Origin of the sequence: Falsibacillus pallidus (assembly GCF_003350505.1) — a bacterium.
GTDB lineage: Bacteria > Bacillota > Bacilli > Bacillales > DSM-25281 > Falsibacillus > Falsibacillus pallidus.
The window spans coordinates 86,381-105,293 of record NZ_QQAY01000003.1; the positions used below are offsets into that span (position 1 = coordinate 86,381).

Genomic DNA, 18,913 nt, shown 5'->3' on the forward strand with positions numbered 1-18,913 from the left:
AACGGCCAACTATGTTGGCCGTTTTTTTGTTAGAAAAGCGGAAGCGCCCTGCTAAGCCCCGACAAGCATAAGACGGAACTCGAAGGAAATCCTGATTTCCGTAGAGGTCCGGCTTATGACTCGAGGGGCTGGGCGCTGAAGCTGGACAGAGATTCACTCTGTTTTTTTATACTTTCTTATCTATTAAAAAAAGTTCTGCCGTAAAGCAGAACTTTTTTGTATTTATGCTATAGGCTGATGAAGGCGGAAAAAGAACATTTCGATAATCATTTCTTTTTTAAGTCCGCCCGTCTTCATTTGATAGTCGGCATCTGCCAAAAGATCCATGATTCTTCCTAATTCTTCATCGCTGAAAAGTCTCGATTGCCCGGCTGCCAGCTTAACTCTATAAGGATGCACTTTGATAGTCGTGGCAATTTGCTGCTGGCCGTATCCTTTACGTGATAATTCTTTCACTTGATACAGCAGCCTGAATTGCCCTGATAATATGGAAAGGATTTTGATCGGTTCCTCATTCTGTTTAAGCAAATCATAATAAATCCTCAAAGCCCCTTCAATATCTCTTTTGACCACCATCTCCACCAATGTGAAAATATTTTGCTCCAAAGACCTTGCTGTCAAGTTCTCGACCGTCTTTAAATCAATATGTTTCGTATCTCCGGCATATAAGGATAATTTATCAATTTCACTGGAAATCATCATCAAATTTGTCCCTGCCAGAACGAGCAGCATCTCAATTGCTTCTTCATCGATTTGTACTCCATTGCCTGCTGCTTTATTTCTGATCCAAATTTTGATGTCTGCCTCAGACAGCTTTTTTGCTTCAAGTACTTCTGCTTCCTTTTTTAGAAGCTTGGTCATTTTCTTACGCTCGTCCAATTTTTCGTATGGAGCGATGAAAACGAGTATGGTAAAAGGTGCAGGCTCTTTCAAATAGGCTTCAAGAACGGCCAGATTATGTTCTACCTTTTCTTTAGTCTTTTCAGCAGTAAGGAATACTGGGTTATTTAAGAACAATAAACGCTGCTCACCCATAAAAGGTAATGTTTCCGCGTCTTCAATTACTGCTTCGATCGGAGTTTCTTCCAAATCATAAGAAGCGAAGTTAAAGTCCATTTCTTCTTCATCCAATACATGTTCCAAGAGCTTCATTTTCGTTTCATTGAGTAAAAAACTTTCAGTTCCATATAATAAGTACAATCGGGAAAATTGCTTTTTTTCTATTTTTCTCCATAAATCCATTACCACGTTCATATCCGCTCCGATCCGTTAAATCTTTACCTATTTCTATGGTAAAGATAGATCACGCATTTGACAAGACACAAGAGCAGGGACTGGCACCCATCGGCATCCAATCCCTGAATTTATAATGAACGTCCATGGGTAAGGCCTAGGAAGCTTACACAGAGACGATTGATCTCCTTAAATTTATTGTCACCGTCAAGGCGATTTCTATAGGTGACAACTCTTGTCAGCATAGGAAAAAGAACGAGGAATTGTAGATTTTTTAATTGGAATCGGCTATACTAAAATGGAAATAGGAGGGGTACTTGTGAACGAGTTTGAAAAGAACGTGCAATCAAAAACAAATGACGCAGTAGAATCCGGCGTCGGTTTCGGTGTATCATTCGGTTTCTTTACGGTTATGTTCATTATTGCCACTGTCATTAAATATATTGGTTCTTAATGAACAGGTATAATCCCTTAGAAGAGGGCCTCACAGCAGGCTCTCTTTTTCATTTCTATATCCTATGGGATAACGCTTGTAAAGGTTCCATGCTTGCCGTAAAACCGAAATTCCACTGCTCCGTCCCTGTCTGTCCTCCAAATTTTCACCCCTCTTTCCTTCAGCCTCTCCAGGACTTCCTGAGACGGATGGCCATAGCGATTATCTTTTCCCACTGAAATGACAGCCACAGAAGGCTCTACTTCTTCCAAGAATTCCTCAGAAGTCGATGTCTTGCTGCCATGGTGGCCAATCTTCAAAATATCAGCCTGCAAGTGATAGCGCTTCATTAACTCTTTTTCCCCTTTCTTCTCCAAATCCCCTGTAAAGAGCCAGGTTTTCCCTCCTGCACGTGCGAATAAAATCAGAGAGTCATCGTTCCCTTCATATACCTCATCCTCTGGAGGAATGATGGTAAAGCTTGCACCGGATGCATACAATTCGTAGATATTCGTTATTTCTACAATGGGGATCCCCTTTTTGTCCGCTTTTTTGACAATCTCCATCATAATCGGCTTTTCCCACGAATGCGGAGAAATAAAAATCTTCTTCACTCGAACCTCATCCAACAATTTTAAAGCGGCTCCGATATGATCATTATCACTATGAGTGAGAATGAGTCCATCAAGTTTGGTAATGCCTTTGCTTTTTAGATAAGGGGATAATATATCCTCTGCAATTGAAAAAGATTGATCCCTCTGCTGCCATTCATCTTTCGGAAAGGAAATCTGCCCGCCTGTATCGATCAAATACACTCCTTTTCGGAATGGAAGGTCAATCAGTATACTGTCACCCTGGCCAATATCGATAAATGTGATGCTGCCAAACGGACTGATATATGGCAGCAGCTTAAGCACGGAGAATAAAAGGATGGTAAACACACAATAGCTCTTCCAATTACCGGATTCCAGCAAGAATAATGCAATGAATACTGCCAATAAAATAATTACCAGTTCAACTGAATTTGGTTTCCCTGAAGTTAGAACAGCAAAGGGCAGCTTGGCCATTTGATCAGCAGCCCGTTCCATATATTCAATAAATGATGAAAACAGTACATCTAATCCCCTGATAGGAAAATGAGGAATGAAGGAGAGTAAAAACAAAAGCATGGAAATCGGAATGATTAATACAGAAAATAAGGGGACAAAAAAACTATTGGCGAGGTATCCAGCTAAGGATATTTCGTAAAAATGATAAAGAATAATGGGGATGGATGTGGATTGGCAGACAGCCGTCACAGCCAGCATTTCCCCAAAAAATTTCCCAGCTGTCCTTTTAAATATCCCCTTTGATAAACCTAGGGAAAAACAAACGGCATATGAAAGCTGAAAGCCTATATCAAAAAGCAGATAAGGATTCAACGCCATAAACAGCAATGCTGCTGCACTTATTGAATCCAGTGTCGACATAATACGGGGAAAGCTTTTAGATAGAAGCAGAAAGAGAAATAATACCACTGCCCTCATGACAGGGGGATTTCCACCTGTCAGAAATCCATAAATGGGCAAGGCCGCTGCTAAAATGAGCATGGACCACTCCCTGGAGAATCCGGTCCGCAGCAAAACGATATAAGTTCCGGCAGCAATCAATCCTACATGCAGGCCTGAGATAGCCAATAAATGCACAATCCCCAATTGTCTGAAGGTTTGTAAGAGATCATCTGGAATAGCCCCTCTTTCTCCGAGAAGCAAGGCTTTTATGTACATAGAAGAATGAGCAGAAAAGTGAGTATCAATCTGATTGAGCAGATAGCTTCTCCAACTTAGAATATAACCGTTGAAGGAGCTCTTTTTTACGCAGCTTCTCAGCTCAATTTTCTCCGGAACCAAGATCCAATGGATTTTTTTTGTTTCTAAATAGGAGTGATAATCAAAGGAATTGAAGTTTCGATGTACAGAGGGAGATTCCAGCCTTCCTGAAACAGGGCAGAGCTTATTGGGAAGGAGGCCGTGAATGAGTGCATCTTTCTCTTCAGGAGAGGAAATCGTATAGCGGACAATAAAGTGTTCCCCTGTCTCAGTGGATGCAGATGCCGTCATCAAATCGCCATCAAATTGAGGAAGTGTTAGAAGTGAAATATTAAAGTGTGTGTCTTTTATTGAGAATTCAGTAGTGTTGGAGGCAATGTTCAATAAGCCTATTGAAAGAAAAAGGATGAAGGATGCGGAACAGAGAAAGACGGCTGCTTTGTTTTTGATTCGCACCAAAAGCCAAATCAGATGGCATATGATTAAGGCTGATGCTGCAAAACAATCAAAGGCAGCCGCAATTCCCGCTGCACCTGAATAAGCATAGAAAAATAGATGGCCTTTAAACATTAAATCCCAAACAGCTCACGCGCATCTTCTTTTAAATTCATTGGTACATGGATGACATCAACCCCTGCTTGTCCGAATAATTCCATCGCATATGGATGATTTTTGTAATCCATGGAATAATAGATCGTTTTGATGCCCGCTTGAATGATGGCCTTACAGCATTGCAGACAAGGGAAATGAGTCACATAGATCTCTGCCTTTTCTGTTGGGACCCCAAACTTGGCACATTGTAAAAGTGCATTCATCTCTGCATGTATGGTACGTACACAATGATTGTCGATTACGTAGCATCCTTGGTCGATGCAATGGTCTCCGCCTGCTATAGAACCATTGTAGCCGCCAGCAATGATCCGTTTATCCCGGACAATCGTTGCACCTACAGAAAGCCTTGTACATGTACTTCTCATTGCTAATAGGTGGCTTTGCGCCATAAAATACTCATTCCACGAAATTCTGTCCATGCAATCCTCTCCTTTGTCATCTCAATTTAAGTGTATCGATTTTCGAATTGATTGCAATGCATTATAAAGAAATTAAATCTGCAATTTTTTCATATGTCTTATCCCCTATTCCCGACACATTCTTCAAGTCCTCTAACTTTTTGAACATCCCGGACTCTTGTCTATATTCAATAATCAACTTCGCTTTACCCGGACCGATGCCAGGAAGCTGCTGCAGTTCTTCAATGGTTGCTTTGTTCAAACTGATTCTTCCATTGCTATGTCCACTCCCGGGGACGCCTATGTCTTCCTTCTTCACTTCCCCTTTCAATGGGACGTATATCATCATTTCATCCTGTATGATTTCAGCAAGATTTATTTGAGTCTGATCAGCATCCTCTAAAAAACCTCCCGCTTTCTCGATCAAACCAAGCACTCTTGCCCCTGGCTCTATATAATATAATCCCGGTTTTTTCACAGCGCCTTTAATATCCGCTGCAATTAACACCTTTTCAACTTCTCCTTCCTTTTGCTTCTCATCATGGATCTCTTCTATGTTTTCTGTATTTACCTCCTCTAAAATTCCACTCTTCACTTTTGTTTCATCAGAATTTATAAAATGGAAGGCGATGACCGCTAAAAGAGAAAGAGTGATCAATACTGCTAAAATCTTTTTGTACGACATCAACTCATGTGAAATGTTCGCCGCTTTGTCCATGAATATTTGGATTTTTTCGTTCATAAGGTTTTATGAGGCCGTTTGTTAAAGGAAAGGGGGGTGCATCTTGAAAATAGGAATGATCGGAACTGGGAATATGGGCAGTATCTTGGCAGAAGCATTCCTCGAGGGGGAAGCCGTTTCACCTTCTGAGGTATCAGTGACAAACCGGACACTTGAAAAAGCCAGAAGATTGCAGACAAAATACCCAGAAGTACAAGTTTGTTCAGGGATTGCAGAGACCATAACAAACTCAGATGTCATTTTCATCTGCGTAAAACCGCTGGATATCTATCCTATACTTGATAAACACGCTTCATTATTTACTCGAGAGAAGTGCCTTGTATCCATCACAAGCCCTGTATCAGTGCCCCAATTGGAATCAAAGGTATCCGCTTCATGCATCAGAGCCATTCCGAGTATTACCAATCGTGCATTGGCCGGTGTATCGCTGCTGACTTTCGGTAAGCAATGCGAGGAAAAGTGGAAAGATGCTATCTACAATCTATTTTCATTCATTTCTTCACCCGTTATGATTGAGGAAGCCATTACGCGTGTTTCATCCGATATCGTAAGCTGCGGGCCTGCATTTTTCAGTTATCTCACACAAAGATTCATTGATGCAGCAGTTCAAGAAACGGAAATAGATAAGGAGAAAGCCACTATCCTTTCAGGAGAAATGCTTATCGGGCTTGGGGAGTTACTGAAGAAAGGTTTTTATACCCTCCCCACACTTCAGGAAAAGGTATGTGTAAAAGGCGGGATTACAGGAGAAGGAATAAAAGTGCTGGAACAGGGATTGGGAGACGTCTTTCATGGACTTTTTCAAGCCACTCATGCAAAATTCGATGAAGATCTGGAACGAACAAAGAGGCAATTCGGAGTTTAAAAGCACTACACATCCATATTCGACGCATATGAATAAATCCCTTTAAAAAAGTGAAAGAACACGGCTCTTTTGTGAGCCGTGTTCTTTTATTAGATTTTCTGATTGATAAAGAAAATGCGTTCACTTTCATCCGTATATCGGGAACCGGAAAAATCACCCTGAATTTCTTTAATAGCAAACCCTGCTTCTCTCAGCCAATTTTCCAATTGATGTATGGGATAAGTCCTTTGTGTGTGAAACTCATCAAACCGTGAATAAAGATCAGAATCATCTTCCTGCACAAAAAATGTCAAGTCGTGTTCAACCGAATTTGGCTTTTCTCCTGGAAAACAGCTCCAAATATATGAAACTTCCTCTTCGTTCAAGGAAAATGTCTGATTCATAAAAATCTGTGACATTTTATAGATCGAGTGGACATCGAATAAAAGTAGGCCGCCTGGTTTTAAATGTTCATTAGCCTTCTCAAACGTATTTTTTATATCCTCTTCATCTGTTAAATAGCATAAGGAGTCGCAGAATATCGTGATGATATCATACGTACCCAATTCTTCGATTTTGGACATATCCTGTTGGAATAATTGGATTCTGACACCTGCTTTATCCGCTTTTTCCCTTGCAACCATCAGCATATCATCTGATAGATCAACACCAGTGACGTCATAGCCCAATTCTGCCAATCCGACAGTCAGTTCGCCTGTGCCGCAGCCAAGATCAAGGACCTTCTTTCCTTGTATCCCAAATGACTCTTTGAAATCCTGAACCATCTGAAGCCATTTATCATATGGCATGTCCTTCATCAAAAAATCATAAACATAAGCGAAGCGGTTATAGCTCATTAACTCAATTCACCTTGAAAATCGACAACTGGGGCATCTCCCCATAAGCGTTCAAGGTTATAGTAGCTTCTTTCTTCATGATGGAAAACATGAGCCACTACATCTCCAAGGTCGACCAGGACCCATCTGGCTTCATTAAAGCCTTCCATTTTTTTAACTTCATAACCCAATTCTTCAGCTTTTTCTTTAATTTCACGTGCAATGGCCTGTACCTGTTTATCTGAATTCCCGTGGCAGATCACAAAGTAATCGGATAAAAGGGATATCCCCTGCATATTTAACGCCACGATATCTTCTGCACGCTTATCATCAGCTGCTTTTACTGCAGCATATAACAATTCTGTATTATTGCTCATTCAAACTCCTGCCTTTCTATTTATCAAATCATTATAAGTATCGACTGTATCTGGAAATACAGCCTGGTTTCGTTTCATTAAAAATGTGATGGTATTCTTGATTGATTGAATCAAAGCACCATTTAAATCGGATTTTGCCAACTCCCGGACTTCTTCAACTCCCTGGAAGTGCCTGCCAGGTTCTATATAATCGGCTAAATACACCACTTTTTCAAGCAGGGTCATATTTTTCCTGCCTGAAGTATGATAGCGAATAGCATCCAAAATCTCTGCATCATCAATTCCTGCTTCGCTTTTCACTAAATAAGCCCCTACAGGCGCGTGCCATAACTCCTCATTATGTTCGAGAAGCCTTGGATCCATTTTCTGCGATGTTATGATATCCCGCATTTCATCTTTTGGACGGAACTTGGCATAGTCATGAAATATCGCAGCAATTTCCGCTTTTTCGACATCTGCACCGAACCTTTCGGCTAAATCGATGGAAGTTTGTACAACCCCCAATGTGTGCACATAACGATGTTCGGTCATCTTGGTTTTCACAAGTGCGAGCATTTCCTTCTTATTCATATAATCGCTGATCCTCCATATACTTTATGACATCATCCGGCACGAGAAAGCGGACGCTTTTACCCTCACGCAAACGGGTTCGGATCATTGTAGAGGAAATATCAACGTCCGGTGTTTCCACAAGTAAAACAGGGTACTCCGATAGCTGGGAATACCTTGGCCTGTTAACCCCTACAAATTGTATCATTTGGGTCAGCTCATCAATTTTATGCCATTTAGGAAGATATTCAATCATATCCGCTCCGATAATAAAATAAAAATCGGTCTCCGGCTCACGTTTCTTCAAATACTGGATGGTCTCATAGGTATATGATTTCCCTTTTCGTTCAAGTTCTATTTTCTCTACTTTAAATGAAGGGACATCCTTGATTGCCAATTCCAGCATTTCCACCCTGTGTTGAGATGTGATAGACGGGGAAGGATTTTTATGAGGCGGCTCTTGATTCGGCATGAACCGGATCTCATCCAGCGACAATGCATGAATGATTTCATTGGCAATGATCAAATGGCCTAAGTGGGGAGGATTGAAAGTCCCTCCCAGCAATCCCACTCGTTTCTGCATAAGAAAACCACCTTTTACGATTATGGCAGCTGAATTTGTTTATTTTCTTTTGATTCTTTGTAAAGAACAATGATATTGCCTATGATTTGAACAAGATTGGCTTTGGTGCCTTTTACAAACGCTTCTGCGACCATATCCTTATCCTCGTCGCAATTTTGCAGGATGCTGACTTTTATAAGCTCCCTCGCTTCCAGTGCTTCACTGATTTGTTTAATCATATTTTCATTTACTCCGCCTTTTCCCACTTGGAAAATCGGATTCAAATGATGTGCTTTTGCACGTAGAAATCTTTTTTGTTTACCTGTTAGCATAAGAACCTCCTAGTAGATCTAAAACTACTTTTTTCATTAATTTTGTATCCGGCTGAATCCCGGTCCATAATTTAAATGCAACGGCGCCCTGGTTGACAAACATCCCAAGTCCATTTTGGATCAGGGCTCCTTGAGACTTGGCTGCTGAAAGGAATTTTGTTTCAAAAGGATTGTAAATAATATCAGAAACAAATGCATCCTTCCTCAACTTTGAACTATCCAATGGTGTTTGCTCCGTAGAAGGGGCCATCCCAATAGGGGTGGTCTGGATCACCAGCGAAAATTCATTCAGGATAAAAGATGCTTCTTCGAGACTCCAGACATTTGACGTTACTTCAAATGGACACCGGCTGATAAGCGCCTTTCCATTTTCTATATTGCGATTGGCAATGGATATATGCTTTATGCCCAAGGATGCCAACGTATAGTAGATGGCTTTGGCTGCTCCCCCGGCACCGATAATCAATACATCCTCATTACTCAGATCCTGTTTCCATTCCGATTTCAAAGCTTCAACAAACCCTAATCCATCTGTATTGTAGCCTTTTAGCCTGCCCTTTTCATTAACGACTGTATTGACTGCCCCAATGGCTTCAGCCAAAGGATCGATTTCATCCAGAAATTCGATGATTGAAGATTTATGTGGGACCGTAACGTTGAATCCCGCTATCCCCAATTCTTTCATGCCTGACACGCTTTTTCCCAATGACTCTTTCTTTATATGAAACGGATGGTAGTGAGCCTTCATATTGAGAGAAGCAAAAACCGCATTGTGCATTGCAGGGGAAAGGGAGTGTCCAATCGGATCTCCGATTACTCCAAATAGCTTTTCCATCATACCCCTCCTCTGGTCACTAAAGGAATTTTGACGGAAATGAACAACGGAGGACCAGGTCCGTCCCCCGCTGCATCATTTTTAAATCAAGGATTTCCTTAATAATACCTGAACACCCTTTGGAACATGGGCAGCAACCCTTGCACCAGGTTCATTGATGGTCACCCATCCGAGTCCGGAAAATACGACATCCATTTTTCCTTCTTTAACAGAAAACTCATATCTGACCATCTCAGGAAATTCATCCATGCCTTCTTTGTTAGGAGGCTGAAGCATATCGCCTGCATGTCTTTCATATAACTCATCAGCATTTTCCAATTTCGTCCTATGGATGTTCAACTCATTGGATAAATAGCAAGTAAAGGAACGGCGTCCACCGGAAATATAATCAAATCGTCCCAATCCTCCAAAGAACAGCGTTTGCTCCTCATTCAGCTGGAATACCCTAGGTTTGATTTCCTTCTTTGGAGTAATGATCTTCAAGTCCGTTTTATCAACGAAATGAGCCATTTGATGGTGGTTGATGATTCCTGGAGTATCAATTAAGTCATGTCCATCGTCCAAAGGAATCTCAATCATATCAAGAGTGGTACCAGGGAAATGCGATGTCGTAATGACATCTTCTTCGCCGGCAACTTCCTTGATGATACGGTTGATAAATGTGGATTTTCCTACATTCGTACATCCGACTACATAAACATCCTTACCATTGCGATATTGTTCAATGGCATCGACTGCTTCCTTAATAAAGTTTCCTTTTCCTGCACTTACAAGGAGGACGTCGATCGGCTTCAATCCAAGCTCCTTCGCTTCATGCTTCATCCACTGAATAAGCTTTGCAGGCTTGACCGATTTCGGAAGCAGATCAACTTTATTCCCGATTAATAAAATAGGATTATTCCCCACAAAACGATGGAGACCCGGAAGCCAGCTGCCATTGAAGTCAAAAATATCAACTATTTTTACAATCAAGCTGTCTGTACGGCCGATTTCATTCAATATTTTTAGAAAATCATCATCTGTCAATGAAACATCCTGAACTTCATTGTAATGCTTCAATTTAAAGCATCGCTGGCAGATTATTTTTTCTTTCTCAAGTGATGACGGCGGAGCGTATCCTAAACCCTCTTTATCCGTAGTCTGGATGGCAACTCCGCAGCCTACACATTGTAATTCATTCATGCTCAAGAACCTTCCTCCCAATCAATCATTCCTTTTCGTTTGAACCAGTTCATGATCCTGCGCTCGATCTGACGATTGAATTTCGTAAAGAATCCATCCGATTTTGCAACAGGGACCACAAGGATGGTGTAAAAACCAGACCTGTTTCCCCCGAATACGTCAGTTAAAAGCTGATCACCGATCACAACTGTCTCTTCTTTTTTTAGGCCCATGCTTTTTAAAGCCCTTTTAAACGCTCTGCCCATCGGCTTGCGCGCTTGAAAAATAAATGGAAGATGCAGGGGATCGGCAAAAGCCTTGACGCGGCTTTGGTTATTATTTGAAACAATGGTTACAGCGATTCCGTTTTCTTCCATTTTTTTGAACCATTGAATTAATTTTGGTGTTGCGTTTGGACGATCCCATTCTACAAGGGTATTATCCAAGTCTGTAATGATTCCTTTTATTCCCCTTCTTTTCAATTCATCAGGGGTGATTTCAAATATGCTTTTGACCTGTTCGTTAGGCAAAAATTGTTTCAGCAATGTTTACACCTCTTATTCATTTAACCTTTCTATCATAACCAATTTTCTTTGCACTTTCAAAATGAATTCTACGATTTCTTATGTTTTATATTATCATTCTAATTATTTTTCGACATTATCCAACATTGTCCATCAATGTGGATAAATCTATTCACAAAAATCACAGCGATATGGTAATATTTCCAGATTTTATGAACAGGTTAATCACAACTTATCCACTTTTCGTTGTGGATAACAGAACGCTTGTTCCAGCAGTTTATCTCTGATAGAGTAGGGTATACCGAGAGTAACTTACATATATATGAATTAACGTCAATTATAGAACACCATTTTGGAGGTGAATATTATGAGAAAGCTTTCAGATGAATTATTGATCGAATCCTATCATAAAGCAAAAGAGTTGAAGCTAAGTCCAGACTTCATTCGCCTCATTGAGTTAGAAATAAGCCGCAGAACATTGACCAATAAAATAAAAGTTTCCTCTTAATAGGATGCTTTTTATGACTTCCCCAATGCATTGGGGAATTTTTGTTTTTAGATAGAGTTTTTTGCTTTTTTATAATACCCGATGACTTCCCCCATTTGAATATCATAAGGGACTTGAAGGGGTGTCCTCTTTTCAAACACATCTTTTTCAAAGAACAGCACAACCGTTGAGCCAAATGAGAAATAAGCAACACCCTGCCCTTTTCTCCAAAAGTCTCCTTGGTGCGTCAATTCGATTGAATTGATAAACATGGCTCCTACTTTTGCCACTGCTACATGACCGTATTTGGTATCCAGCTCCGTAATACAGCGGTAATTCTTTGCCAAGGTGGATTTTCCATGCTTCATCCCCATTTTATTGACTGGAAATGATTTCTTCCCCAATGTGTACTGTTCAGCGACCCTCCCGTCTACAGGGCTGTGGATCCGATGATAATGTGAAGGACTTAAATAAAGGACCATAAAGACCCCTCCAATATATTTTTCCTCTACACCACGGTTCCCAAACATTTCCTTTAATGAATAGTTTTTGCCCTTTACTTTGAATTCACTATTTTGAGAAATGTCCCCAACGTCTTCAATGACCGCATCCACCGGACTTACGATGGTATTTTCCCCTGCATCTATCTTTCTTGCACCCTGTTTTAGCTCTCGAATGAAAAAGTCTTTTAAAGTAGGATAGGATGAAATTGAATCACCCATTTCTTCCTGATTGATTCCGTACCATTTTGCAAAAGACGGGACAACTCGCCTGCTCATTTTTGATTCGGCAAAAGATTTAATGATTCCAGATGTCACACGGCCATTCGTCAATTCAATAAAACTCCGATATAACAACGATTTCAAGTGTTTCCCCCCATAAATCTTCAAATACCTCTTAACATTTAGGCATAATAAGCATATAATAAAATATTATTATACAATATATATCATTAGTTTGATTCCTTTTGTTTATATTAAGGAGTGATTCATTTGTTTTTTTCACATGTGGTCGACCAAACCTTAAAAAAAATCAAATCACAAACTGCTAATCTTCTTACACTGACCAACATGAGTCTAGGTGGATTCGCCATTTTAGCCGCAACACAGGGACAGCTTAATTTAAGTGTGGTCCTGATTTTTGTCGCAGCTTTAGCGGACCGTTTTGATGGGATGGCAGCCAGAAAGCTCAATATTGAATCCGAATTGGGGAAGCAGCTTGATTCCATGAGTGATGTGATTTCCTTCGGAGTTGCACCTGCGTTGTTATTATACCAAGGAATCCTCCATTCTTTCGGGTTCCCGGGGTTATTTTTTACCGTTTTCTATATGTCATGCGGAGCATTCAGGCTTGCTAGATTCAATGTCACTGAAAGCAATGGCTACTTTACCGGACTGCCGATCACAGCAGCAGGCTGTCTTGCAACCCTGGCTTATTTATTTAACCCATTAATTCCATCGCACTTATATTTGTTTATCATGATTGCTTTATCTTTCTTGATGATCGCTTCTTTTAAATTTAAGAAAATGTAAAAATCCGGCTCCCAGGAGCCGGATTTTTATTTATCACTTTGTAAGCGATAAGAATTCTTCTACGTCATCGATGCATAATTGTACACCTTTTTCCCAGAAGTCTTTCTTAGTTAAATCTACATTCAGGTGTTTCATGGCCAAGTCTTCAACTGTCATGGACCCTGTATCTTTCAGTAGGGCCATATATTTTTCTTCATACCCCTCTCCTTCTTCCAATGCTTTTGCATAGATTCCAAGAGAGAATAGGAAGCCAAATGTATATGGGAAGTTGTAGAATGGCACCCCAGTAATGAAGAAATGGAGTTTTGATGCCCAGAATAATGGATGATATTCCTCAAGACCATCGCCATATGCCTCTTTTTGTGCCGTTTCCATCAATTCATTCAGGCGGTCTTTGTTGACTGGACCATTCTTGCGCTCTTCATAAAAACGAGTTTCAAATAGGTAGCGGGCATGGATATTCATAAGCAATGCCACGCTGCGCTGAACTTTATCTTCTAAAAGCGCAAGCCGCTCTTCCTCGGAATTAGCATTTTTGACAGCGGCATCGGCGACAATCATTTCTGCAAAAGTAGAAGCTGTCTCTGCCACGTTCATTGCATAGTTCCGATTCAATGGATGGACTTCTTTCAAAGCAAAGGAATGGAAGGCATGCCCGAGTTCGTGTGCCAGTGTGGACACATTCGAAGGCGTCCCTGAGTATGTCATGAAAATACGAGATTGCTTGCTTTCAGGGAAGAATGTACAGAATCCGCCCGGTCGCTTTCCTGGCCTGTCTTCCGCTTCAATCCAGCTATCTTCAAATGCTGTATTGGTGAATTGGGACAGCTCTTTCCCAAATTTCTGAAACTGCTCTGTAATGAATTCAGCTCCTTCTTGATAGGAAAGGGCGGAATCCGTTTCACCCACAGGGGCATCTAGGTCATACCAGCTTAATTTATCCACACCGATTAAATCTGCTTTTCGCTTTAAGTAGCGTACAAATGGTTCTTTATGATCTGCAATGACAGACCACATCGCATCAAGCGTTTCTTTTTTCATACGATTGTATTGAAGAGGCTCTTGAAGGACTTCATCCCAGCCGCGCTGTTTATAAACGGATAGTCTGAAGCCTGCTAAATGATTCAGCGTATTTGAAAGCAGATCAGCTTGATTCCCCCATGCCTTTTCCCAGTTGTTGAATACTTCTTTCCTTACTTCACGGTCTTTATGGGAAAACTTATTGGCAGCCTGCCCGACTGAAAGCTCATCTTCCCCGAGCTGCACCTTGATTTTGCTTACAATCGCATCGTACATTTCGCCCCATCCGTGGTAGCCGTCTACATTAAGTGCGTTGATCAAGGCTTCCTGTTCACGAGGTAGTTTCTTGGCTGCTTCTTCTCTTCTTTCATTAAGTACAAAACGAAGTTCTTTAAGCTCTTCATGGTCTAATAATTCATTCCATACATCATCATTGATTTTCTTCAATTTATCATCTAAAAGTGTCAGGACAGTTTGGAATCGTGAACTTAAGAGGGCAACTTTTCCTCTCAGTTCATTCGCTCCTGTATCAGATGTATCCTGCGCCTGAAGACAGCTGACAAATGCGCCTGCCTGCCTCATTTTTGTCCCCGTCTGCTGGAACAAATCAATGATTCCCACCAAATTCTCTGCTTCATATCCGCTTGAAGGCATTTCCCAGTCAGACACAGAACGATTGAATTCTGTAAGCAGTTGATCGAGCGATTCCAAATGCGAACGAAACTCTTGGGATCCGCTTCCACCTGAAAAGAAGACATCCAGATCCCACTTTAATGAATATGTACTTGTACTCACTTAAACTCCCCCTTTATATGCAATGTCTTCATTATAACTTTACTTATTGAAAAATTCTAATAATTTGACCAACAAAAGTGCAAACGACCTTGGTCAGCCCCGACAAGCATAAGACGGAACTCGAAGGAAATCCTGATTTCCGTAGAGGTACGGCTTATGATCTCGAGGGGCTAGGCGCTGGAACTGGACGTCGAATAACTCCTTTCCAAGCTATCCCCAAATAAATATTTTATATATTCCTAGACAAAAAAAGCCATTCTTCTCTTCCCAGCTTACAGCAGAAGAAAAATGGCTCCCATTATCATTCAATTTTCGCGGTCCCTTCTACTTAACAGCATGTGAAGTACCACCAGCCGCCAAAAATCAAAAGCAGCACTAAAAGGACAATTGCCAATGCCAGATATGCCCCTCCATAAAAGGGTACACCATAATAGCAGCCGGGCGCTGGCCAACCATAATACATGATTGCCCACCTCCTTCTTTTTAGATAGTTTATGAAAGGCAAGACAAATATGTATAGGCTGTTCATGGATATTCAATCAATTGCTAAACAGTTTTCTGAACATTAATAATTATGAGAAATATGATATAATAAACATATTGACATTCCACGTAATCAATCTGAAAAGGAGGCTTTAAACGTTGAAAATTGTCGGCATCTGCAAAAAATGCAAGGGACAGGGAACGATCCCTTCTTTCGGTTTTTTGAAGAAAACATGTCCTCATTGTAATGGCAAAGGAAAGATCACATCATCCATAAGCAATAAAAAGCAGTCAAATCCTCTTGATTCTCACCTTTGACAGATACCTCTCAACCATTTTTCAAACAAAAGATTTTCTTGGACCTGCACGAACCACCACTCCAAATCATAATCATGATTTATAGGCAATAGTCCTGATTTAGGGGTGAGTAGATTGGCTGGAATCCTTACTGCACTGGGTTATTTTCTGAAAGAACTTGTATTTTTAGTTTCCTATGTAAAAAACAATGCCTTCCCACAGCCGCTGACAGCCAGTGAAGAACGCAAATATCTGCGATTGATGGCGGAAGGCGATGAAGAAGCAAGAAATTTGCTGATCGAACATAATCTCCGCCTGGTCGCCCATATCGTCAACACAATATGAACATAAAGCAATGTATGGAAAACCCCATTACATATAGGGTTAGAGCAAACTTTACTTTAAGAAAATCAGGCAGATTTAATAAAATAATAATTGATAACGATAACTTTCATATTTTAGATATTTTGTTTCGATAAATTGGACAAGCACTATTACAATAAGGTGGGTATATATAATGGAAAATAAAAGAATAAATTTAGTTACCGAAATCAGTTTATTAAAAGATATCTTCTATACTTTAGATGAGATAATTGAGCAAAAAGAAGAGGAACTGCAATACTTAACAGATATCGCTAATCACAGTAATAACTCGGATGGTTTTCATGAAGATGATGATTACAATCGATTTATCCAAAGAACTTGGTACGATATCCGGGAACTACTTAAAGATCAAATGACATCTGTTGATTTTGAAATTTGGATTGAACATTTAACCATACAAGCAATAGTAGAAAACAAAGCCTTTATTAACGTTCCGAATCAATTTGCTGTCCACTGGATTCGTAGACAATTTGCTCGGTTGATAACTGATAATTTTTCAACCATCCTTCATGATGATATCGAAGTTAAATTATTATGTGAGGATGCAGGTTAATAGGTATAGATAAATCACAATACAAAAAGCCACTAACTTGCATTAGTGGCTTTTTGTATTGCTTTCTCGACAAGGAAGGCAACGATCTTCTGTTGTACCTCTCTCACTTTCTCCTCATCGATTTCGTCATTGCTTGGGTGATAGACGAATTCTAGTTGCTTTGCCAATCTTAATCACCTCATGACAATGTATGAGGTGATATGGTTGTCCTATGACGAGCTAAGGTGAATTATTCTTTATCTAAGTCAAGGAAAAATCGAACAAAATCACGTCCGAACTTAGACATCTCTAAGTTCTCCTTGGACTTCAATTTCGGCTCTTTTAGCTTAGGTAACGACCCTTTATATCTTGGATTTGTCAGTTTGTCTAGGTAAGTATGTAATTCCTTGAATTTCTTCACAATCTCATCAAGGTCATCTGTTATATTTAAATCAGTTTTTGTTGTAAGTAGTCCAATACGAAGTAAATTTCTTCTAACTGATTCATATTGCTCGTAGCTAATTCCATGCCTTTCCATTACATCATGAAACGTTTCTCGGGCTTCTTGATCAAATATAAAACGCGAGGAGTACATCAGCCTTAAAACGGAAATATCGACCATTCTGAGCTCTTTGAGCACATCATAATATGTGAGGATGAAATCATCGGATACCTGTTCATGTTCTGTGATGTTAACAAACCCATTTACCATATATTGAATCTTGTCTTCTTGTTGTTCGTCAATAACGTAATCCATTACAAAATTAAACAGTTGATCAATTTTTTCTTTCTGTTGATCCGTTTTATGCTCTAAATTAACCCTAATTTCTTCTATTTTTGAATGAAGTTCTTCGGTGAAAGTTCTTATGTTTCTTTCGAATCGAGCTCGTTTATACCCCTGCACTGCTCCTGAAACCCCAGGAATAAGCGAACTTGCTGAATCAACAAGCATATCGCCTACAATGCTTGTTATGGATTCTTTAGCAATGTCTGCTGCCGTATCACTGCCAACGGTTAAGACTGTTTCAAGCGCAAGTCCTTTCCCGGATTCTTTTAAATCTTTTCTTTTATCACGATTCAAAGCACTCTCTCCTCAAGATTTTGTTAATAGCAATGCCAAAAGGGAGCATTCTAGCTCCCTATGGATTTATTTTACCATCCAAAACGTATTGTTTCTTACCGTTTTGTTTGATAAGATATTTTTAGTTTACATTTTACATGTCGTTAGTTTCTGCAAAAAACTAACATTCGAGTAGGGCTTTTTAAAAGTCCTACTTTTCTTTTCGTACGCCTTTAAAAGGCTTTGGGCTACTTGTTTTCTGGTCCATAAATCTTCCGGTTTCTGCATCTCTTTTAACCCAATTTCCGTTTGGTCCTTTAAACTGTGATCGTTCTTTTACTGCTCCAATACGACCATTACCTGGTTGTCCATTCTTAGCCACAATTGATTCCCCCTTATTGATAAATATAACGGATAGTAAAGTCAGGATCGATTTGGTATCCGAAGTTTACGGCAAATCGATTGCTATTTTGCAAATGTGCCACTTGTTCAGCAATTTCTCTTTTTTGTTCATCAATACCTTTAGTTTCATTTTGATCGATTTGCGCTCCAATTGGAGTTAACACCGTCACTTGAACTCGTCCACCACTTGTGTTTAAGTGCAACCCATCAAACGGAAGTGTAATTTTGTAATCAAATGCTTTTGGATTCCCTTTGACCGGATACAATTTGTGCTCATAGGATAAATGATATGTGTTCGGTGCATCTGGAATTGGAGTAAGCGTAGATTTCTTTAACACTGTGCGCAATAATAGCTTCGCTGCATCCATCTTCACTTCTTCAAGATTTTCTGCTTCAGCTTGTTGCAGAACATCTTCTGTACCTTTTAGCACATTTTCTGCTAGTGTCGGTAACATTGTAATACCTGTTGCATCAAACATTGCTAATACTTCTGGTGGAACGGAAACTCCGGCTGGAACATACCATGACCATTCAGTTGGAAGCGGTTCTGTTGTAACAAGTAATGTTTCAACTCGTGCGATATCGTATTTGCCTCCGTTATAACGAGACGTTCCAGTAATTGATACGGTTAAATCTTGTAATTGAATTTTCATTTGAAATTCCCCCTAATAATTT

24 protein-coding genes and 1 pseudogene are annotated in these 18,913 nt (G+C 40.1%); 6 read left to right on the forward strand and 19 right to left on the reverse strand.

From position 1 onward, the window contains the following. Positions 1-222 precede the first annotated feature (222 nt). Entirely contained in the window at positions 223-1,248 is a 1,026-nt protein-coding gene (gene holA, locus DFR59_RS07005) for a DNA polymerase III subunit delta (protein ID WP_114745257.1), read from the reverse strand. 304 nt (positions 1,249-1,552) lie between these two features. On the opposite strand from holA, the gene DFR59_RS07010 reads away from it, so the two are divergent. Then, positions 1,553-1,687, forward strand: a complete 135-nt coding sequence (locus DFR59_RS07010; protein ID WP_114744925.1) for a YqzM family protein — start codon at positions 1,553-1,555, stop codon at positions 1,685-1,687. A gap of 62 nt (positions 1,688-1,749) precedes the next feature. On the opposite strand, the gene DFR59_RS07015 is transcribed toward DFR59_RS07010, so the two are convergent. The 3 genes from DFR59_RS07015 to DFR59_RS07025 form a co-directional block, all read right to left on the reverse strand. Further along, positions 1,750-4,044, reverse strand: coding sequence for a DNA internalization-related competence protein ComEC/Rec2 (locus DFR59_RS07015; protein ID WP_114744926.1), 2,295 nt, complete (start codon positions 4,042-4,044; stop codon positions 1,750-1,752). Next, positions 4,044-4,505, reverse strand: a complete 462-nt coding sequence (locus tag DFR59_RS07020; RefSeq protein WP_114744927.1) for a ComE operon protein 2 — start codon at positions 4,503-4,505, stop codon at positions 4,044-4,046. The genes DFR59_RS07015 and DFR59_RS07020 overlap by 1 nt, the downstream gene beginning before the upstream one ends. A gap of 61 nt (positions 4,506-4,566) precedes the next feature. Then, a complete protein-coding gene (locus tag DFR59_RS07025; RefSeq protein ID WP_114744928.1) occupies positions 4,567-5,226 on the reverse strand; it encodes a helix-hairpin-helix domain-containing protein in 660 nt (219 codons plus the stop codon). Positions 5,227-5,269: 43 nt separating this feature from the next. Here DFR59_RS07025 and comER point away from each other — a divergent pair, with 43 nt between their 5' ends. After that, positions 5,270-6,091, forward strand: coding sequence for a late competence protein ComER (comER, locus tag DFR59_RS07030; protein ID WP_114744929.1), 822 nt, complete (start codon positions 5,270-5,272; stop codon positions 6,089-6,091). A gap of 89 nt (positions 6,092-6,180) precedes the next feature. Here comER and DFR59_RS07035 read toward each other — a convergent pair whose 3' ends face one another. The 8 genes from DFR59_RS07035 to DFR59_RS07070 form a co-directional block, all read right to left on the reverse strand. After that, the gene (locus DFR59_RS07035) at positions 6,181-6,927 is read right to left on the reverse strand and encodes a class I SAM-dependent DNA methyltransferase (protein ID WP_114744930.1); all 747 of its coding nucleotides are present in this window, start codon (positions 6,925-6,927) and stop codon (positions 6,181-6,183) included. After that, positions 6,927-7,283, reverse strand: a complete 357-nt coding sequence (gene rsfS / locus DFR59_RS07040; RefSeq protein ID WP_114744931.1) for a ribosome silencing factor — start codon at positions 7,281-7,283, stop codon at positions 6,927-6,929. Before rsfS ends, DFR59_RS07035 begins: the two co-directional genes overlap by 1 nt. Next, on the reverse strand, positions 7,284-7,853 hold the full coding sequence (gene yqeK, locus DFR59_RS07045; protein ID WP_114744932.1) for a bis(5'-nucleosyl)-tetraphosphatase (symmetrical) YqeK: 570 nt from the start codon (positions 7,851-7,853) through the stop codon (positions 7,284-7,286). It lies immediately after the preceding gene. After that, the gene (locus DFR59_RS07050; RefSeq protein ID WP_114744933.1) at positions 7,846-8,415 is read right to left on the reverse strand and encodes a nicotinate-nucleotide adenylyltransferase; all 570 of its coding nucleotides are present in this window, start codon (positions 8,413-8,415) and stop codon (positions 7,846-7,848) included. The genes yqeK and DFR59_RS07050 overlap by 8 nt, the downstream gene beginning before the upstream one ends. Positions 8,416-8,435: 20 nt before the next feature. After that, the gene (gene yhbY, locus DFR59_RS07055) at positions 8,436-8,726 is read right to left on the reverse strand and encodes a ribosome assembly RNA-binding protein YhbY (RefSeq protein ID WP_114744934.1); all 291 of its coding nucleotides are present in this window, start codon (positions 8,724-8,726) and stop codon (positions 8,436-8,438) included. After that, the gene (gene aroE / locus DFR59_RS07060) at positions 8,713-9,561 is read right to left on the reverse strand and encodes a shikimate dehydrogenase (RefSeq protein WP_114744935.1); all 849 of its coding nucleotides are present in this window, start codon (positions 9,559-9,561) and stop codon (positions 8,713-8,715) included. Before aroE ends, yhbY begins: the two co-directional genes overlap by 14 nt. Before the next feature lie 81 nt (positions 9,562-9,642). Beyond that, positions 9,643-10,743, reverse strand: coding sequence for a ribosome biogenesis GTPase YqeH (gene yqeH, locus DFR59_RS07065; RefSeq protein WP_114745258.1), 1,101 nt, complete (start codon positions 10,741-10,743; stop codon positions 9,643-9,645). A 2-nt stretch (positions 10,744-10,745) separates the two neighbouring features. Continuing rightward, positions 10,746-11,267 (reverse strand): YqeG family HAD IIIA-type phosphatase, encoded by a 522-nt coding sequence (locus DFR59_RS07070; RefSeq protein ID WP_114744936.1) that lies wholly within the window; start codon positions 11,265-11,267, stop codon positions 10,746-10,748. Between the two features lie 346 nt (positions 11,268-11,613). Here DFR59_RS07070 and sda point away from each other — a divergent pair, with 346 nt between their 5' ends. Continuing rightward, a complete protein-coding gene (gene sda / locus DFR59_RS07075) occupies positions 11,614-11,754 on the forward strand; it encodes a sporulation histidine kinase inhibitor Sda (protein WP_114744937.1) in 141 nt (46 codons plus the stop codon). Positions 11,755-11,801: 47 nt separating this feature from the next. Here the strand turns inward: sda and DFR59_RS07080 are convergent, their stop codons facing one another. Then, on the reverse strand, positions 11,802-12,599 hold the full coding sequence (locus tag DFR59_RS07080; RefSeq protein WP_114744938.1) for a phosphatidylserine decarboxylase: 798 nt from the start codon (positions 12,597-12,599) through the stop codon (positions 11,802-11,804). A 126-nt stretch (positions 12,600-12,725) separates the two neighbouring features. Between DFR59_RS07080 and pssA the strand changes: the two genes are divergently transcribed. After that, positions 12,726-13,265, forward strand: coding sequence for a CDP-diacylglycerol--serine O-phosphatidyltransferase (gene pssA, locus DFR59_RS07085; protein WP_114744939.1), 540 nt, complete (start codon positions 12,726-12,728; stop codon positions 13,263-13,265). Between the two features lie 33 nt (positions 13,266-13,298). Here pssA and DFR59_RS07090 read toward each other — a convergent pair whose 3' ends face one another. After that, positions 13,299-15,080, reverse strand: a complete 1,782-nt coding sequence (locus tag DFR59_RS07090; RefSeq protein WP_114744940.1) for a M3 family oligoendopeptidase — start codon at positions 15,078-15,080, stop codon at positions 13,299-13,301. 328 nt (positions 15,081-15,408) lie between these two features. After that, the gene (locus DFR59_RS20505; RefSeq protein ID WP_281269341.1) at positions 15,409-15,543 is read right to left on the reverse strand and encodes a hypothetical protein; all 135 of its coding nucleotides are present in this window, start codon (positions 15,541-15,543) and stop codon (positions 15,409-15,411) included. 452 nt (positions 15,544-15,995) lie between these two features. On the opposite strand from DFR59_RS20505, the pseudogene DFR59_RS07095 reads away from it, so the two are divergent. Together DFR59_RS07095 and DFR59_RS07100 are read left to right on the forward strand one after the other, a co-directional pair. Continuing rightward, positions 15,996-16,193 (forward strand): annotated as a pseudogene (locus tag DFR59_RS07095) (RNA polymerase subunit sigma-70); the annotation flags it as partial. Between the two features lie 184 nt (positions 16,194-16,377). Continuing rightward, entirely contained in the window at positions 16,378-16,797 is a 420-nt protein-coding gene (locus DFR59_RS07100; RefSeq protein WP_114744941.1) for a DnaA N-terminal domain-containing protein, read from the forward strand. Between the two features lie 32 nt (positions 16,798-16,829). Here the strand turns inward: DFR59_RS07100 and DFR59_RS20510 are convergent, their stop codons facing one another. The 4 genes from DFR59_RS20510 to DFR59_RS07110 form a co-directional block, all read right to left on the reverse strand. Beyond that, positions 16,830-16,964: a hypothetical protein gene (locus tag DFR59_RS20510; RefSeq protein WP_281269342.1), complete on the reverse strand. Its 135-nt coding sequence runs from the start codon at positions 16,962-16,964 to the stop codon at positions 16,830-16,832. A 62-nt stretch (positions 16,965-17,026) separates the two neighbouring features. Next, entirely contained in the window at positions 17,027-17,857 is an 831-nt protein-coding gene (locus DFR59_RS07105; RefSeq protein WP_114744942.1) for a hypothetical protein, read from the reverse strand. Between the two features lie 190 nt (positions 17,858-18,047). Continuing rightward, a complete protein-coding gene (locus tag DFR59_RS20245; RefSeq protein WP_170137271.1) occupies positions 18,048-18,218 on the reverse strand; it encodes a hypothetical protein in 171 nt (56 codons plus the stop codon). Positions 18,219-18,231: 13 nt separating this feature from the next. Then, entirely contained in the window at positions 18,232-18,891 is a 660-nt protein-coding gene (locus tag DFR59_RS07110) for a hypothetical protein (protein WP_114744943.1), read from the reverse strand. Between the last annotated feature and the right edge of the window lie 22 nt (positions 18,892-18,913).